The following is a 16,142-nucleotide window of genomic DNA, read 5'->3' on the forward strand; positions in this document are numbered from 1 at the left end:
TGGTTCCAATCGCTTTATAAAGGAGGTACTATCGTGAGTAACGCACATACAGCGAATAAAAGCGCATTATGGGATTGGCTGACAACAGTCGACCATAAGAAAATTGGTATTTTATACCTTGTATCCGGCGGTTTTTTCTTCTTAATCGGTGGATTAGAGGCCTTGTTAATCCGAATACAATTGATGAAACCTGAGAGTACTTTTTTAACTGGTGATCTTTATAATCAGGTTCTGACGATGCATGGAACAACCATGATCTTCCTGGCAGCGATGCCGATCATATTTGCATTCATGAATGCAGTGGTGCCATTACAAATCGGTGCCCGCGACGTTGCGTTCCCATTCTTGAACTCTTTAGGTTTTTGGTTGTTCTTCTTCGGTGGAGTTCTTTTAAACCTAAGTTGGTTCTTGGGTGGCGCGCCTGATGCAGGATGGACAGCTTATGCACCGCTTTCCACGGTATCAAGTGGAAATGGCGTTGATTTTTATGTATTAGGACTACAGATTGCGGGGGCAGGTACCCTTATGGGTGGTATCAACTTCCTCGTAACAATCATTAATATGAGAGCGCCGGGAATGACGTTCATGCGTATGCCGTTGTTTACATGGACTGCATTCATTACTTCTGGATTGATTCTTTTTGCTTTCCCGGCATTAACAATCGGATTTTTCCTTCTTATGTTCGATCGGGTATTTCAAGCGAACTTCTTTAATGTTCAAATGGGCGGGAACCCTATTATCTGGGAGCATATATTCTGGATTTTCGGTCACCCTGAAGTTTACATTTTGATTCTACCGGCATTCGGTATTATTTCAGAGGTTGTCGCAACATTTTCAAAGAAACGTTTATTCGGATACAGTGCAATGGTTTTCGCAACTGTATTAATCGGATTTCTCGGATTCATGGTTTGGGCTCACCACATGTTTACAGTTGGTTTAGGACCTGTTGCAAACTCGATCTTTGCTGTTGCAACAATGGCGATTGCAATCCCGACTGGTGTGAAAATTTTCAACTGGGTATTCACGATGTGGGGTGGTCAGATCCGCTTTACGACGGCAAACCTATTCGCAGTCGGCTTTATTCCAACCTTCGTAATGGGTGGAGTAACTGGGGTAATGCTTGCTGTAGCCCCTGCTGATTACCAATACCATGACAGCTACTTTGTAGTTGCTCATTTCCACTATGTTATTGTAGGTGGATTGATACTCGGATTATTTGCGGGTCTTTACTACTGGTATCCGCGAATATTTGGAAAGATGCTTAATGAGACAATTGGAAAATGGAATTTCTGGACGTTCTTTATCGGATTCCACCTAACATTTTTCCCGCAACATTTCCTTGGTCTAATGGGTATGCCACGTCGATACTTTACGTACCCTGAAGGACTCGGATTAGGATGGATGAACTACATCAGTACAATCGGTGCGTTCTTTATGACAATCGGAACAATCCTATTCGTATACAATGTCATCATTACACATTCGAAAGGTAAGATTGTCAGTGGAGATCCATGGGATGGACGTACGCTTGAATGGGCGATTCCAAACCCGACGCCGCACTACAACTTCTTGCAAACACCACTTGTGCGTGGACTAGACGCATTATGGATAGAGAAGATGGCAGGGAACAAAAAAATGACTCCAGCAGAGCCTGTTGGTGACATCCATATGCCGAATAATTCGATTCTGCCATTGATCATGTCGTTCGGATTCTTTATCGCAGGATTCGGATTTATTTACTTTAATGAAGGCGGTATTCTTGCTCTACTTGCAATAATCGTAGGAATCGGTATCGGATTTGCTTGTATGTTCCTTCGTTCTTGGATTGATGACCATGGATATCATATTCATAAAGAGGACTTGCCAAAAGAGGATAAGGGGGTTGACGCATAATGAACGTAGGTGAACGATTAACCGACCAAAACTTCCCTGAATCCCCTGAGAAATCAACGCTGGAAGGTAAGAATAAGTTTTTAGGATTCTGGTTGTTTTTAGGCGGTGAAACCGTACTATTTGCAACATTGTTCGGGACATATCTTGGATTACGTAATTCGTTCGGCAAAGGGCCAGAGGCTTCTGAAATTTTTTCTCTGCCGATTACATTTGCAGCAACCATCATCTTACTGACGAGTAGTTTGACTAGTGTGTATGCTGTATTAGCATTAAAGGAAAATCGTGTCAAAGCGATGAGAGGCTGGTTTTTTGTAACGTTATTGCTTGGTCTTGGCTTCCTTGCATTAGAAATTTATGAATTTATGCATTATGTACACGAGGGACACACCTTTACGTCGGGTGCGTTTGGATCTGCCTTCTATACACTAGTCGGATTCCACGGGGGACACGTATTATTCGGTTGTTTATGGGTTATTACTCTCCTCATTCGAAACAGTGGACGTGGTTTGACGTTGCACAATGCACCAAAATACTACCTGTTTGCTCTTTACTGGCACTTTGTCGACGTTGTATGGGTATTCATCTTTACAGTCGTATACTTAATGGGAAAGGTGGGGTAACGGATGGCTGGAAACGATCAAACAAACTCTGTCCATCGCCACTCGTCCTTGCAGAAAAAAATCAAATTAAAACAGGAACGCAGACAGCATAATGTTTCATTTGTGATGATGATCTTACTTACGATTGTCGCATTTGCTGCAATTAACAGTGATGCTGTCTCAGATGGCGTAGCAATTCTGTTCATTCTCGTTCTTGCTGGATTGCAGGTGTTCTTCCAGCTTTACATTTGGATGCACCTTGGTCATAAAGGTCATGAGTTTCCAATGTGGGGTATAGCCAGCGGATTGTTGATTGCTGCTCTAACTGTTGGAACCTTAATGGGATTGATCTGGTAATATGAAACGAAGGCTGACTAATAAGGAAAGTTTCACTCTTCTGAGATGGAAGAGGGCTGACACCTTGATTTGGTCAGCCTTTTTAATTAATTTTTATTACAGATGTCTAGTCTGACATCTGTACCCAGATGAGCATCTCACCTTATTCAGTCACAATTTTGTTAGACTTGATGACTCATATGAAATACCATTTTTGGTAATATAGATGGTGTAAAGACTACCTAAATGAAAGGAGGACCAAACATGCACAATCATCAGGATATTGGTTCTTTAAGTGAGTTTGGAATGACAACACTTTGGAATCCATTTGTTCTTTTACTATCGGTCGCGGTCCTCGGCATATATTTCTTTTATACACACAAAGGCCCATATAAAGATAAAGTCACGAGACTTCAGCAGGTATGGTTCACGGTTGCTGTAATTTGCGTTTACGTTGCAAAAGGTACGCCATTGAGTGTCATTGGCCATCATTATTCATTTACCTTTCATATGATTCAAATGAGCTTGTTGTACTTCATCGTTCCACCGTTAGCATTGATCGGATTACCTGCTGACTTTCTAAGAAAAATCATTAATATGAAAGGAATCAAACGAACGTTTCATTTTTTCACACAACCGTTAATTGCTTTGCTGTTGTTTAATTTACTAATATCGTTTTATCATTTGCCTTTTATCTTTGATTCAATTATGGCACAACCACTTTTACATGAGCCTTATCATGTAGTTCTTCTATTAACATCCATTTTTATGTGGTGGCCAGTCATTGCTCCTTTACCTGAGGAAAATCGTTTATCTGACCTTCAAAAAGTAGGATACATTTTTGCTGATGGTGTATTGTTGACTCCAGCATGTGCGTTGATAATTTTTGCAGATACTATTATTTACGATACTTACATGAACGCTCCACAAATATTTGAATACCTAGCTCCTTTAGATGATCAGCAAGCAGGAGGAGTCATTATGAAGATTGCACAAGAAATCATTTATGGCGGTATTCTTCTATACATCTTGATACGCTGGGTACGTAAGGAAAGAAAAAATGACAAAGAAGAAGAACAAAAAATTATCGAAGAGGCGAGGGCACGATTATCGCTTAATGAATAACGATAGTTTTTACAATGGGTAACTCTATACGAATTGACACCTCTGTATGCCTTTAAGCTTTAATGGTTTCGATGTTGTCTTTGTTCGGATGGAGTTTCCCTTTTTTTACGTTAAGAAACCTGTACATAATAAATTACTTTTCTTGGAGGGGATAACGATGGAAATTCGTACAATCAAGGAAAACGAGTTCGATGATTTTATAAAAATGGGCGAGTTTGCGTTTCAATATGAGTTATCAGAAGTTGAAAAGCAGAAACGTAAAAAGTTCATGGATCTCAAGATGTGTTGGGCGATCTTTGATGATGGGAAAATGGTTTCTAAGCTGACGATCCATCCAATGGAAATATGGATGGGGGAGAAAGTGTTTTCGATGGGAGGAATTGCCGGAGTTGCAACATGGCCTGAGCATAGAAGGAAGGGATTTGTGCAGACATTAATGAGGAAATCCCTTGAAGTAATGAAAGAAAATAACCAAACTGTTTCTATGCTTTATCCCTTCTCCTTTTCCTTCTATCGTAAATACGGTTGGGAAATGACCCATAGTATTAAACATTATGAGATTACACCTCAACAAATCGGGAAGAGAAATCCCTCTATTAATGGAATAGTTAGTAGAATCGATCACGATTCAGACCGACTTGATCGTATCTATAATCGCTTTGCTAAACGATATTCAGGAACCTTAAAACGGACAAAAGAATGGTGGCAATATTCAATCCTCGACAACTCGAACGATGTTGTTGCTGTTTATCAAAACTCCGCCAAAGAAGATCGGGGCTATATGATTTATAACGTCAAAAAGGAAACGATGACGATTGATGAGATGGTTGCATTGGATGGAGAAGCAAAAACAGAGTTGCTTCAGTTTATCGGAAACCATGATTCTATGGTCAACAAAATTCGTCTACAGGTTCCAGAGAATGATGATTTAGCATTTGACCTTTCGGATCCTAAAATTAAACAGGAAATTAAGTCTTTCTTCATGTCCAGAATTGTCGATATTGAAGCTTTTTTGAAAGAATATCCTTATCAATCGGAGTTTAAGGAACCGATCATCCTCCATGTGGAAGATAAATTTGCCGACTGGAACAATGGAACGTTCATTGTGAAGAGTAATGAACGTGGAATTACAGTTGAAAAGTATAAAGTTAAAGAGGGTTCGAGCTGCCAGCATCCTCCTCTAAGAGGATTACGGTGTGATATAAATACTCTTAGCGCACTGTTTTTGCATCATCAACGACCGGTAAGATTAATGGAGAAAAATCGGATTCTAGGTCATGAACAAGAAATAACGAAACTGGAAAAGGTCATAAACAATCAACAAACCTTTCTTTATGATTCTTTCTAAAATTAAAGCTGACCCCACCATCAACTTTTACTCGATGTGTTGGGCCAGCTTCTTTTTTACTCAGAGTGATGCTTTTCAATTTCTTCTTTTAACTGATTTAAGATTTTTTTACAGCTATCTACGATGCTCTTGGGGAAATCCTCATCGTATTCAACGCCATGGGGATAGTAATGCTTACCAAGATAAGGTTCCATTATTTTAATGAGTGCATGAGGTGATTCCACTTCGCCCTCAACAGCATAACATGGTACACGCAAGTAATAAATTTCGCCGTTATCCATATTTTCAAATTTATAATCATATGTAATGCGTTCATAATCCCATTGCCCTGCTCGGACTAATCCTACATCATGCATAAGGTGTTCTAAAAGTTCAAAGTTGAGAACTTTTCCCGCTAAACTAATCTCTTCGAATTTCATGGTAATACCCTCCACATCGTTCATATGTTATTCTCCTTCATAATGATAGTATGAATTCGGACAAGATGCAATCTTTCATGGTTTGAAACTAATAAAAATATGAGATTTTGAAATAAATTTCTAAAAATGGTCACACTAACGATGAAATGGAGGAGATAATAAATGCTGAAAAAATGGATTATTCCGCTTCTATGTGTGATCATGCTGATTGGAATCCACTCACCAGCACATGCTCAGACCCAAAGTCAAACTGTTCATATTGTTAAATGGGGGGATACACTTTGGAAGATTTCAAAACGTTACCAAATCGGATTAAGTGAAATCATCGAAGCAAACCCGCAATTTGAAAATCCAGATTTAATTTATCCTGGTGATAAAGTTCGTATCCCGAGAAAACAACAGATCAAACAAATTGAGCATCAGGCGATCCAGCTTACGAATGAATACCGTGCGAAAAATGGCCTCAAGCCATTGACACCTGATTGGCAGTTATCAAGAGTTGCCCGTTACAAATCGATGGACATGAAGAATAAGGGGTATTTTTCTCATCGATCGCCAACTTATGGTTCACCCTTCGATATGATGAGAGACTTCAATATTCAATATACTGCTGCAGGCGAAAACATTGCGATGGGGCAGTCTACTCCACAAGCGGTTGTTCGAGCATGGATGAATAGTGCGGGTCACCGAAGGAATATTCTCAACCAAAGATATACTCATATTGGAGTAGGATATGTAGAAGGTGGATCAGGGCGATATTATTGGACTCAAATGTTTATAAGAAAGTAGGAATAAAATGAAGAAAATACGTGGCCTAATGACAACAAATGTTGATTACTGCACAACATTGGATAATGTATTCGAGGCAGCTGTTAAAATGAAAAACGATAATGTAGGAGCAATCCCGGTTTGTGAAAATGACAAGCTCGTAGGTTTGATAACAGATCGAGATATTGTTGTTCGAGGTGTAGCGGAAAAGAAGCCTAATGCTTCCAAAATAACAGACGTCATGAGTGACCATATCATCAGTGGAACACCGGATATGGATGTTGAAGAAGCGGTTCAGATTATGGCTAAACATGAGGTAAGACGGTTGCCAATCGTTGAGAATGATAGGTTGGTCGGTATCGTATCCCTTGGTGACTTGGCTACACACTCGGAAAGCAATCACCAAGCGGGAATCGCACTTACCGAAATATCAGAAGCAGAACCAGATCAACAAATCCATTAATTTAAGATCCTGGTTTCATTTCTTTCAGACACCTCTTGGACTTTTGAAGTTCGAGAGGTGTCTTTTTTTTGTATGAAAAAGTATAAGTTTTCCGCTTGACAATAGATTAGAAATGGGGGATTCAAACGAAAGTGGTGTTGGACAAGAATAAGGTGATACTGTAAAGTTAAAAGTAAATACTGAAAAGTCAGCAAAAAGGGGGGATATTAATGAGGAGCTTTGGAATGGTTGTAATGTTTGTATTTTTAATACTAGGTGTTAGCTTGATTTATGGTGACCTCATTAAGCTCCCCCAGTACAATCCACCAGAAAAAGAACAGAAAGAGAACGAAACAGTAGAACGAAATTTGGCAGTAATTCCGAAAACGAGCGAAGGGATACTGCGCTATTTTGAAATGAGTTCGGAAGAATTGATTGCACAAATTGGAGAACCCTCACGTATCGATCCTAGTCCATATCAGTATGATTGGTGGATTTATGGCGAGAATTCAAATCAGTACATACAATTCGGAATTGACCATGGAAAGGTAGTTACTGTATTTGCTCTTGGTAGAGGGTTGAACGTAGCTCCGTTCCAAATCGGCCAAAGCAAAGACATGGTTTTAAAACATATTTCTTTCGAAAAATCATTAACGTTAAAAATAAAGGGCAATGAATATCGGTTTGAACTGACGGATGAAGAACTTAAAACCAGACCACTCGTAAAACTTGATAATTTGTGGATACAGCTTTACATGGATAAATTCAAAGACAATCTTGTAGGGGTACGTTATATGACTCCGGAAACACTTTTGATCCAACGGCCATATTCCCTCGAATATCGTGGGGAGCTTGCTGAACAACCTGAGTTAACAAGCGATGAATGGAAGCCAGTTGAAAAAGCTGAAGAATTACAGATTTTCAGTATTACAAATGTCATTCGTGAACAATACGGTGTAGGCCCGCTTCAGTGGCATGAGGAAACAGCGGAAGTTGCTTATCAGCACAGTAAAGAAATGAAAGCGGAAAATTATTTTTCGCATACTTCACCAGTTGCAGGTGATCTTTCAGATAGGTTAGAAAGCCAGGAGATCAATTACGTTCAAGCAGGTGAAAACATTGCAGCAAATTATATTGATGGGATTGCAGCGGTGATTGGATGGCTAAACAGTGAAGGACATCGTAAAACAATGCTAAGTGATGAATACACGCATCTCGGCGTCGGGGTTCATCAGAAGTATTATACTCAAAACTTTATTGTCCCGTGGTGAATTTCGGGGAAAGATGAAATAAAATAAAAAACTGGGATGTCCAACACGGGTCATCCCAGTTTTTAAGACTAAAATAAAGGTTGAGCGATGTTACTACTTTTGCGGTCGTTCAATAATAAAAAAACTCCCTGTTGCAACAGCTACCAATGTGCCAATATCATTGTAGATTTTAGCTTCTGTGACGGCAGTTTTAGTCCCTAAATGCAGAATCGATGCGCGACAAGTAATATGATCACCTATCCCTGGCGCAGTATAATTTATTTTCATTTCGGATGTCACAGGGACCTGGTTCTCACGCAGATTTTCGGAGACAAGTGTTCCCATCGCTGTGTCTGCAAGGGTAGCGGTAAGTCCGCCATGAACTATATCTACGGAATTATTTAAGATCGGGTGTACCGGGATCGTCATGACGAGGTCCCCACCTTCATATTTCGTTTTTGATTGTAAAAAGCTCATTATATAGGTTCGATATTCACCGCTTCGTTTTTCCAGAAGTCCAGTAACAACCTGTTTTAATACTCGTATTTCTTCATCTGTTGAAACTTCGATTAGTTTTTGGATATCTGAACATAAGCTTTTTTTAGTTTCCATCATTGATCGATCTCCATTTCTTTTTGCCTCATAATAGTGTAACAGTGAAAAAAGAAGTATTGCAACACAAAATAGGCGAACCTTCTATATGGTTGCGTTGTACTATATACTGTAGGCTTGAGTTGAACGTAATGGGAGGAAGTATCGTGAGTAAGCAAGCGAGAAATAATCAAAAGGTCGAAGAATTCAAGATGTTTGTACGCTCACACCCTGGATTAATCGATCATGTAAAGAGCGGGAACCAAACCTGGAAGGATGTATTTACCGAATGGCACTTACTTGGTGAGGAACACGACCAATGGGGACAATATAAAGAGCGAAAAATTGAAGTTTCTTCAAAGAAAAAAAGCAAGAAAAGTATTAGTATGAACGACCTTTCCGTCGGTGAAGTTTTGACGATGATAAAAAATCTTGACATGGAAGAGGTTCGTGAATACGTTTCACAGTTCAGTACTGCCGTAAGTGGAGTTCAGGAATTACTGCAACAGTTTCAATCACCGAAGCATCCTGGAAGGCCTCCTGCTCCGAACAATCCGTTTAATCAGTATTTTAAAGATTGACAAAGGGAAGATGGTGTGATGCGAAAAGAAGTGATGGATTATCTAGAACAGCGTCCAGAGCTAAGGTACATTGTTCGTGAACAGCCACAGTGGTATCGGAAGCTATCTCGAGACCCCGCAGCATTACAGGAGCTTGAGAATGAATCTAAATTTTTTTACGGTCAAACATTTGGTCAAAAAATGGATCGACTGCATGAACAAATCCAAACATTTTCACGACTTGTTCAATTGTTTGGAAAACAATAGTCACTGAACACCTCAGCGAAGAACAGAGGTGTTTTTCTTTTGTCTTTATAAGAATGATTCAACGGATTGGATAGAATGATGATGGACAAGGCTGGGTTGAATGGATATTTTTCAACCTACGAGTGAATCATATCGGATGAGGGAGGTTTGTCCGATGAATATTCACCGTATTCTTGCAGCCGTACTACTTTGCAGCATTTTATCCGCCTGTCAGTACGTCCATTCTGATGAATTAAAAGAGGTCGAAATAAAATCAACTCCGCAAGCGTTCGAAGCAGTAGAGGTTACAAGTCCTGAGACTTCACATTCGATGACAATCCGGCACATGGTTGCAAACGGAACTGTTTTTGTAGAATGTTATGTACCGAATTTCGAGTTTGAGAAGGGTGCTGCTGATCAAAATGAAGGACATCTAATCATTTCTGTTGATCATAAACCTGCTTTTCCTGTTTACAAGGCCGCTTTCATCATTAAAGATTTATCACCTGGAAGACATCATATCGAAGTGAAGCTTAGCGACCATAAGGGCATACCAATCAAAGGAATGGAAAAGCAGTTTTTTGTAAATATAAAATAACCAACAAAAATGGTTGGAGAAAATAACAATTCAAAATGTCATGCATTAATATTGGCGATATAGGGGTTATTTGTGGCATACTGAATAGAGAACCTAAGAAAGGTGGAGGTGTGTTAGGTGATCGCCACAATAGAAGGCATAGAAATTTTAGAAGAAGCAGAGCAGCTAGCGAAGATTTTGGCACATTCTGATATTGCCATTCAATATACAAACGCAAAACGAAAATTGCAAGAGGATTCCAAAGCCCAGGACCTAATAGCCGAATTTTCACGTTTGAAAGAACGGTATGAAGAGGTTCAGAGGTTCGGAAAATATCATCCAGACTATACAACAGTTTCAACCGATATTCGTGTATTAAAACGGACGATGGATTTACACGAGACAGTTGCAGAATACAAGCGCTCGGAACAAGAACTTGAGAAATTGCTGAACGAAATAAGTTCTATCGTAGCCGGAAAGGTATCCAAAAATATTAAAGTTCCAACTGGAAATCCTTTTTTCGATAACCTAAGTTGCGGTGGTGGTTGTGGTTCTGGAGGATCCTGTGGTTGCGGGTGAAATTTCTAACTATAAAGAGGGACTCATATCCTGATGAACAGGCTTGATGACAGTCTGTTCATCAGTATGAGTCTTTTTAATTACAAACGAAAACGTACACAGTCATGACATAGATTACCGCAACAGAACATTTTTTCCTGGGGTACATAGAATCTGCTTCTGAATACAAAGCAGTTCTTTTCCTCACGAACATAGATTAGTTCATAGTGCAGCCGTCTCCCTTTCATTGCCTTCACAGCTGCTTTCTCAAGTATATTAACGAGGTCTTTTTTTTCGATGGATGATGCAGAACATAAATAAAGAAACGGTATTCCAGCCATATATTTTCTTTCCACCTTAATAAAAAGAGAAGAAGCTATTAATTCACTGATAAACTTTTCCCAAATAATAGTAAGATCCATAACGTTCGATCACCCCGTATTAACAGCAATTGCGCACAATGAGCAATCATGCTAGACTGAATAAAAAATGATAAAAAGGAGTACGCTTTCATGCTGACGAATCGTACTGGTTTAGCCGTATGGCTCCACTCTTTAAAATACATAAAACAGCTTAGGAAATTTGGAAACGTTCATTATGTTTCAAAACGTATGAAGTATGCAGTATTATATTGTAATTCTTCCGATAAAGATTCCATTATTGGAAAAATGGAAGGCTTGCATTTTGTTAAAAAAGTTGCACCATCCCACAAAGCATTTATTAAGACTGAATATCAGAATGCTCGTCCTGATAAGGCGAAAGAGTACGATTATAAGATCGGCTTGTAGAGAGGATGTTCAAAAACCGACTGCTAATTATTTGAACTTACTGAATATCCGACTCAACCATAGCACACAAAAAAAGGGACTGACTCATCCAAGGACTTGGCGCCTCCATACTGGAGCAAACCATTCCTTGTGGGTCAGTCCCTGTTCCATACCCGCACATGCTTGAAACATCACAAAAATGTTTTTTCACCGTAAGGGATGGAACAATGGGAGAGGAGAAACCGGAGTTAAGCCTATGGGGAAATAAGCTATACTCCGCGGTTCAACGAGGACTGACCCTAACGAGTCAATCCCTAATTATAGTATTGAACAGATATCTCTTGTTCTATACGCACATTTTAAGTTTTATCATTTTTTATGGTAGGATAGTTAGGAAAAACAAAACGACAATGAGGTAACAATATGAGGGTCATATCAGGAAATCAAAAAGGAAGAAAACTAAAGGCAGTTCCCGGTACAAGCACGAGGCCGACGACAGATAAAATTCGTGAGTCAATCTTTAATATGGTGGGGCCATATTTTGATGGCGGTACTTCGCTGGATCTATATGGTGGCAGTGGTGCACTCACGATTGAAGGGATCAGCAGAGGGATTGAACGAGGTGTGATTGTGGATGTTGATCCAAAAGCAATCGATACGATACGAGAAAACCTTCGCCTGTGCAATTATACCGATGAAGTCGAAGTGTATCGCAATGATTCCAAACGGGCATTGAAAGCACTAAAAAAAAGGGAGATCGCTTTCAAATATGTTTATTTGGACCCCCCTTACAAAAAACAAAGGATTGAGAAAGAAATTGAAGCCCTTTCTCAAGCACACTTGCTTGAACCGAATGCGATCATTATTGTGGAGCACGATTCAAACCTAACCTTATCGGATCAGGTCGAGACGTGTACGAAGTTAAAAGCAGAAAAATATAACAATACAACATCTGTTACGATTTTTATTAATGACCCAAGCCAGGAGGAAAATCCGAATGAGTAAGAAGCAAGCAATTTGTCCGGGAAGCTTTGACCCGATTACGTATGGTCATTTAGATATCATTTCAAGAGGGGCGAACGTTTTTGATGAAGTGATTGTTGTGGTCGCGAACAACCAAAGTAAGGACTCTCTTTTTACAGTAAAAGAGCGAATGGATCTTATCCGCAAGGCCACGAAAGACATTCCGAACGTTAAGATTGATGCGTGTAATGGGCTTCTTATCGACTATGTCCGGACGACAGGAGCCAAGGTTATTTTAAGAGGTTTAAGGGCGGTATCGGATTTTGAGTATGAAATGCAAATTACATCGATCAACCGTAAACTGGATGAATCAGTCGAAACATTTTTTGTAATGACTAACAATCAATATTCGTTCCTAAGCTCAAGCATCGTAAAGGAAGTCGCGAAATACAATTCACCAGTTTCAGACCTTGTTCCTCCCATTGTGGAAAAAGCATTAAAAGAAAAATTCGCCAAATAAAGGCGTTACTTCACACGAATTGCTGTCTGATCGAGTGACCGCCAAATGATCAGAACATAAATGACGAGACTGACAAAGGTCACTGTCGCTCCAATCGTCAATAGCTGGTCCCAGATGGACTCTGCCCAGCTTATGGTTGGGTGAGTAGCAAAAGCGGCAACGACAGAGGTTCCTGACGACTGTGATACATAAAGTGGCTTCCAGAGTAAGACGGTGAGCACTGAAGCAACAAAACCATGTAACAGCCTTGCCATAAAAAATGGCTTAAATCGAATATCTGTCTCTGCGAGAATACTCGCAACCTGAGCATGAACGGAAAATCCATTGAACGCTAAAATAAAGCTGACGATAATTGCTTGGTGGATGAGTGGAGTATTTACTTCACTGACCTGCTGGCTTCCTATCGTTATTTCTAATAACCCTGTAATAAAAGGGATGCTTAGATCCTGTGAAAAGCCTATAATTCCAATAAAAGCTGAAAAAACTGACGCGAGAAACGCGGTAATATTCACTTCTGCAAGCATTCGGTTCAACACCGAAAATAAGAGAATGAATCCCCCGATCATCAGTAACGTTTGGATGGAATGTTGAACGGCATCACCTAATATCTTTCCAAATGGACGTGGATCTCGTCGCTTTACCTCATTCATACGATATAAAGCATATTTTAACCGATTGTTTGGAACATGTTTTTTATTTCGCAGTGGAAATTGCCGATAGTCCTTTCCATAAAAGCGCATGACCAGGCCAACGACAATATTTCCTAAGTAATGTGCTGCAACCAACAATAGACCAAGATCGGTATTATAAAAAAATCCGATTGAAATAGCGACGAGTATAAACAAAGGATTCGAACAGTTCGTAAATGAAACAAGACGTTCTGCTTCGATTTGTGTCAACTCATTCTCCTGTCTCAATCGTGCTGTGAATTTAGCACCTGCTGGAAATCCAGATGAAATCCCCATCGCCCAGACAAAACCGCCGGCTCCGGGTACATTGAACAACGGTCTCATGAATGGTTCAAGCAACACACCAACTAGTCTTACTACGCCAAAGCTAATTAATATTTCACTTATGATAAAAAAGGGTAAAAGGGAAGGAAAGACGATTTCCCACCATGTTGTCAACCCCTTTAATGATGATTCAAACGCTGCTTTTGGGTATAACATTAAGGAGAAGGCAAAAAAGGAAGCAATAACTGCATAAGATATATTTTTTATTCGAGAATGGAACAATCCTAAGCCTCCTTATCATAAAATCGAATAACAGATGTAGTAAGGTAAGTTGTCCTCATTTATGTATACGCACAGTGCATAAGATTAGACCATGAGAATCGTCAGGAGGTTCGGTGAACATGCAACCAAAAGTTGGTTTAGCACTTGGGTCCGGGGGTGCTCGTGGATTTGCCCATATTGGGGTTATAAAAGCACTGCATCAAGCCGGGATACCAATTAACATGATTGCAGGGAGCAGCATGGGAGCTCTTGTTGGCGCCTTATATTGTATCGGACATCACCCAGATACTATGGTTAAAATGGCACGTTTGTTCCGTAGAAAATATTACATGGATTATACAGTACCAAGAATGGGATTTGTTTCTGGTCAAAAAGTAAAACAACTGATGCATGCCCTGACCCATGGAAAGAGTATAGAAGAATTAAACATCCCACTCTCCATTATTGCAACTGACCTTTTAAAAGGAGAAAAAGCGATATTACAAACTGGACCTGTGTCCGACGCAATTCGTGCGAGCATCGCAGTGCCGGGAATATTCGTGCCACATAAAATTGGCGACCGTCTTTTAATTGACGGGGGAGTAATTGATCGGGTTCCTGTTTCTGTAGTCAAGGAAATGGGGGCAGACATTGTCATTGCTGTCGACATCTCACATATAAAAGAAAACCCGGAGATCAATACAATCTTTGATGTGATCTTACAGAGTATTGATATCATGCAACGAGAACTCGTAAAAGTAAGCGAAATTTCTTCAGATGTCTTAATCCGTCCAATGGTTGAAAAGTTTAGCTCTTCATCGTTTACCCAAATTGACGAGATTATCTCACTTGGGGAAGAAGAAACGAAATTGAAACTTCAAGATATCAAAGATGCACTTCATAATTGGAGGAAACAAAATGGAGAAAAATAGGGTTTTTAATTTTAGGGCGCAGTGGCCATGGGTGATTCTGTTACTCATTATTCTAGCCGCACTTTTACCCTTACCTTATTACATGACTCAGCCAGGTTCTGCCAAAGTTTTGGAACCGATCGTTGATGTTGAAAATGGAGATGAGTCAAAGGGAGTCTTCATGTTAACAACCGTTTTAGTCGGGAAAGCAAATGTGGCAGAGTACATATGGGCAAAAGCAAGCGAATACCGTGATGTATTTCCAAAAGAGCAAATCCGAGGAACGGATGAAACGGATGAGGAATACGAAGCAAGACAACTTCAACTTATGCAAAGCTCTCAGGACGCTGCCAGAATTGTAGCATTTAAGGCAGCAGGAAAAGAAATCGAAATTCTCCATAAGGGTGTATTAGTAACAGGCGTCATTTCAGGAATGCCTGCAGCAAAAAAACTAGTTGTAGGGGATTTGATCATTGCTTTGAACGGGGAACCAATCTATACAGCTGAACAGCTTATTCAAGGTCTAAAGAAGTTTAGCGAAAATGACAAAGTAACGTTAACCGTTAAAAATTCGGATCAAAAGAAAGAGGTTGAGCTGACTTTAAAGCCATTCCCAGAAAAACTCGTTAAGAATGGTGACCAAAACAAATTTGGAATCGGCATAACCTACCCTGTTACTTTTACAGAAGTAGAAACCGATCCGACAGTAAAAATCGATACGAACCAAATTGGAGGACCATCAGCAGGCTTCATGTTTACTCTTGAGATTTATGATCAATTGACAAAAGAGGACTGGACGAAGGGATATCGTATTGCTGGTACAGGTACAATGAATATTGAAGGTAAAATTGGTCCGATCGGTGGTATTAAACAGAAAGTGGTTGCAGCAGATAATGCAAATGCTGATATCTTTTTCGCGCCGGTAGCTGCATCGAATTATAAACATGCGAAAGAGGCAGCAAAGGATATTAATACTGAAATGAAGATCGTCCCGGTGGAAACCTTCCAGGACGCAATTGATTTTCTTAAAGGTCTAGAGAGTAAGCATTAATAAA

20 protein-coding genes are annotated in these 16,142 nt (G+C 39.8%); 17 read left to right on the forward strand and 3 right to left on the reverse strand.

Going from position 1 to position 16,142, the window contains the following annotated elements; translation table 11 throughout:
* Positions 1-33: 33 nt before the first annotated feature.
* From ctaD to eis, 5 genes are all read left to right on the forward strand, one after another.
* The gene (gene ctaD / locus MOJ78_RS09175; RefSeq protein WP_304980884.1) at positions 34-1,893 is read left to right on the forward strand and encodes a cytochrome c oxidase subunit I; all 1,860 of its coding nucleotides are present in this window, start codon (positions 34-36) and stop codon (positions 1,891-1,893) included.
* Entirely contained in the window at positions 1,893-2,513 is a 621-nt protein-coding gene (locus tag MOJ78_RS09180; RefSeq protein WP_304980885.1) for a cytochrome c oxidase subunit 3, read from the forward strand. The genes ctaD and MOJ78_RS09180 overlap by 1 nt, the downstream gene beginning before the upstream one ends.
* A gap of 3 nt (positions 2,514-2,516) precedes the next feature.
* On the forward strand, positions 2,517-2,849 hold the full coding sequence (locus MOJ78_RS09185) for a cytochrome C oxidase subunit IV family protein (protein WP_304980886.1): 333 nt from the start codon (positions 2,517-2,519) through the stop codon (positions 2,847-2,849).
* A 243-nt stretch (positions 2,850-3,092) separates the two neighbouring features.
* Positions 3,093-3,953: a cytochrome c oxidase assembly protein gene (locus MOJ78_RS09190; RefSeq protein WP_304980887.1), complete on the forward strand. Its 861-nt coding sequence runs from the start codon at positions 3,093-3,095 to the stop codon at positions 3,951-3,953.
* A gap of 157 nt (positions 3,954-4,110) precedes the next feature.
* On the forward strand, positions 4,111-5,301 hold the full coding sequence (eis, locus tag MOJ78_RS09195) for a GNAT family N-acetyltransferase (protein WP_304980888.1): 1,191 nt from the start codon (positions 4,111-4,113) through the stop codon (positions 5,299-5,301).
* A gap of 56 nt (positions 5,302-5,357) precedes the next feature.
* On the opposite strand, the gene MOJ78_RS09200 is transcribed toward eis, so the two are convergent.
* Positions 5,358-5,720, reverse strand: a complete 363-nt coding sequence (locus MOJ78_RS09200) for a YugN family protein (protein WP_304981218.1) — start codon at positions 5,718-5,720, stop codon at positions 5,358-5,360.
* Positions 5,721-5,882: 162 nt separating this feature from the next.
* Here MOJ78_RS09200 and safA point away from each other — a divergent pair, with 162 nt between their 5' ends.
* The 3 genes from safA (at position 5,883) to MOJ78_RS09215 (ending at position 8,201) form a co-directional block, all read left to right on the forward strand.
* Complete coding sequence (gene safA / locus MOJ78_RS09205; protein WP_370529785.1) at positions 5,883-6,509, forward strand: SafA/ExsA family spore coat assembly protein; 627 nt, start codon at positions 5,883-5,885, stop codon at positions 6,507-6,509.
* A gap of 7 nt (positions 6,510-6,516) precedes the next feature.
* The gene (locus MOJ78_RS09210) at positions 6,517-6,951 is read left to right on the forward strand and encodes a CBS domain-containing protein (RefSeq protein ID WP_304980889.1); all 435 of its coding nucleotides are present in this window, start codon (positions 6,517-6,519) and stop codon (positions 6,949-6,951) included.
* Positions 6,952-7,160: 209 nt separating this feature from the next.
* Positions 7,161-8,201, forward strand: coding sequence for a CAP domain-containing protein (locus MOJ78_RS09215; protein ID WP_304980890.1), 1,041 nt, complete (start codon positions 7,161-7,163; stop codon positions 8,199-8,201).
* A 93-nt stretch (positions 8,202-8,294) separates the two neighbouring features.
* Here the strand turns inward: MOJ78_RS09215 and MOJ78_RS09220 are convergent, their stop codons facing one another.
* Entirely contained in the window at positions 8,295-8,795 is a 501-nt protein-coding gene (locus MOJ78_RS09220; protein WP_304980891.1) for a PaaI family thioesterase, read from the reverse strand.
* A gap of 143 nt (positions 8,796-8,938) precedes the next feature.
* Between MOJ78_RS09220 and ylbD the strand changes: the two genes are divergently transcribed.
* From ylbD to coaD, 7 genes are all read left to right on the forward strand, one after another.
* Positions 8,939-9,352, forward strand: a complete 414-nt coding sequence (ylbD, locus tag MOJ78_RS09225; protein ID WP_304980892.1) for a spore coat protein YlbD — start codon at positions 8,939-8,941, stop codon at positions 9,350-9,352.
* A gap of 18 nt (positions 9,353-9,370) precedes the next feature.
* Positions 9,371-9,598 (forward strand): YlbE-like family protein, encoded by a 228-nt coding sequence (locus tag MOJ78_RS09230; RefSeq protein ID WP_304980893.1) that lies wholly within the window; start codon positions 9,371-9,373, stop codon positions 9,596-9,598.
* Positions 9,599-9,752: 154 nt separating this feature from the next.
* Positions 9,753-10,175, forward strand: coding sequence for a hypothetical protein (locus MOJ78_RS09235; protein ID WP_304980894.1), 423 nt, complete (start codon positions 9,753-9,755; stop codon positions 10,173-10,175).
* A 117-nt stretch (positions 10,176-10,292) separates the two neighbouring features.
* Complete coding sequence (locus MOJ78_RS09240; RefSeq protein WP_304980895.1) at positions 10,293-10,733, forward strand: YlbF/YmcA family competence regulator; 441 nt, start codon at positions 10,293-10,295, stop codon at positions 10,731-10,733.
* Positions 10,734-11,224: 491 nt separating this feature from the next.
* Positions 11,225-11,500, forward strand: a complete 276-nt coding sequence (locus MOJ78_RS09245; protein WP_304980896.1) for a YlbG family protein — start codon at positions 11,225-11,227, stop codon at positions 11,498-11,500.
* Positions 11,501-11,902: 402 nt separating this feature from the next.
* A complete protein-coding gene (gene rsmD / locus MOJ78_RS09250) occupies positions 11,903-12,484 on the forward strand; it encodes a 16S rRNA (guanine(966)-N(2))-methyltransferase RsmD (protein ID WP_304980897.1) in 582 nt (193 codons plus the stop codon).
* The gene (gene coaD, locus MOJ78_RS09255) at positions 12,477-12,962 is read left to right on the forward strand and encodes a pantetheine-phosphate adenylyltransferase (RefSeq protein ID WP_304980898.1); all 486 of its coding nucleotides are present in this window, start codon (positions 12,477-12,479) and stop codon (positions 12,960-12,962) included. Before rsmD ends, coaD begins: the two co-directional genes overlap by 8 nt.
* A 5-nt stretch (positions 12,963-12,967) precedes the next feature.
* Here the strand turns inward: coaD and ylbJ are convergent, their stop codons facing one another.
* Positions 12,968-14,197, reverse strand: a complete 1,230-nt coding sequence (gene ylbJ, locus MOJ78_RS09260; protein WP_304980899.1) for a sporulation integral membrane protein YlbJ — start codon at positions 14,195-14,197, stop codon at positions 12,968-12,970.
* A gap of 119 nt (positions 14,198-14,316) precedes the next feature.
* On the opposite strand from ylbJ, the gene MOJ78_RS09265 reads away from it, so the two are divergent.
* A complete protein-coding gene (locus MOJ78_RS09265; protein ID WP_304980900.1) occupies positions 14,317-15,108 on the forward strand; it encodes a patatin-like phospholipase family protein in 792 nt (263 codons plus the stop codon).
* A complete protein-coding gene (locus tag MOJ78_RS09270; RefSeq protein WP_304980901.1) occupies positions 15,095-16,138 on the forward strand; it encodes a SepM family pheromone-processing serine protease in 1,044 nt (347 codons plus the stop codon). The genes MOJ78_RS09265 and MOJ78_RS09270 overlap by 14 nt, the downstream gene beginning before the upstream one ends.
* Positions 16,139-16,142: the final 4 nt, after the last annotated feature.

Origin of the sequence: Alkalihalobacillus sp. AL-G (assembly GCF_030643805.1) — a bacterium.
Classification (GTDB): Bacteria; Bacillota; Bacilli; order Bacillales; family Fictibacillaceae; genus Pseudalkalibacillus.

Bases quoted from the DNA above. Each gene is read 5' to 3' on its own strand.
- MOJ78_RS09180 (WP_304980885.1), top strand. From the start codon at position 1,893: ATGAACGTAGGTGAACGATTAACCGACCAAAACTTCCCTGAATCCCCT.
- MOJ78_RS09185 (WP_304980886.1), top strand. From the start codon at position 2,517: ATGGCTGGAAACGATCAAACAAACTCTGTCCATCGCCACTCGTCCTTG.
- MOJ78_RS09190 (WP_304980887.1), top strand. From the start codon at position 3,093: ATGCACAATCATCAGGATATTGGTTCTTTAAGTGAGTTTGGAATGACA.
- eis (WP_304980888.1), top strand. From the start codon at position 4,111: ATGGAAATTCGTACAATCAAGGAAAACGAGTTCGATGATTTTATAAAA.
- MOJ78_RS09200 (WP_304981218.1), bottom strand. From the start codon at position 5,720: ATGAAATTCGAAGAGATTAGTTTAGCGGGAAAAGTTCTCAACTTTGAA.
- safA (WP_370529785.1), top strand. From the start codon at position 5,883: ATGCTGAAAAAATGGATTATTCCGCTTCTATGTGTGATCATGCTGATT.
- MOJ78_RS09210 (WP_304980889.1), top strand. From the start codon at position 6,517: ATGAAGAAAATACGTGGCCTAATGACAACAAATGTTGATTACTGCACA.
- MOJ78_RS09215 (WP_304980890.1), top strand. From the start codon at position 7,161: ATGAGGAGCTTTGGAATGGTTGTAATGTTTGTATTTTTAATACTAGGT.
- MOJ78_RS09220 (WP_304980891.1), bottom strand. From the start codon at position 8,795: ATGATGGAAACTAAAAAAAGCTTATGTTCAGATATCCAAAAACTAATC.
- MOJ78_RS09230 (WP_304980893.1), top strand. From the start codon at position 9,371: ATGCGAAAAGAAGTGATGGATTATCTAGAACAGCGTCCAGAGCTAAGG.
- MOJ78_RS09235 (WP_304980894.1), top strand. From the start codon at position 9,753: ATGAATATTCACCGTATTCTTGCAGCCGTACTACTTTGCAGCATTTTA.
- MOJ78_RS09245 (WP_304980896.1), top strand. From the start codon at position 11,225: ATGCTGACGAATCGTACTGGTTTAGCCGTATGGCTCCACTCTTTAAAA.
- rsmD (WP_304980897.1), top strand. From the start codon at position 11,903: ATGAGGGTCATATCAGGAAATCAAAAAGGAAGAAAACTAAAGGCAGTT.
- coaD (WP_304980898.1), top strand. From the start codon at position 12,477: ATGAGTAAGAAGCAAGCAATTTGTCCGGGAAGCTTTGACCCGATTACG.
- MOJ78_RS09265 (WP_304980900.1), top strand. From the start codon at position 14,317: ATGCAACCAAAAGTTGGTTTAGCACTTGGGTCCGGGGGTGCTCGTGGA.
- MOJ78_RS09270 (WP_304980901.1), top strand. From the start codon at position 15,095: ATGGAGAAAAATAGGGTTTTTAATTTTAGGGCGCAGTGGCCATGGGTG.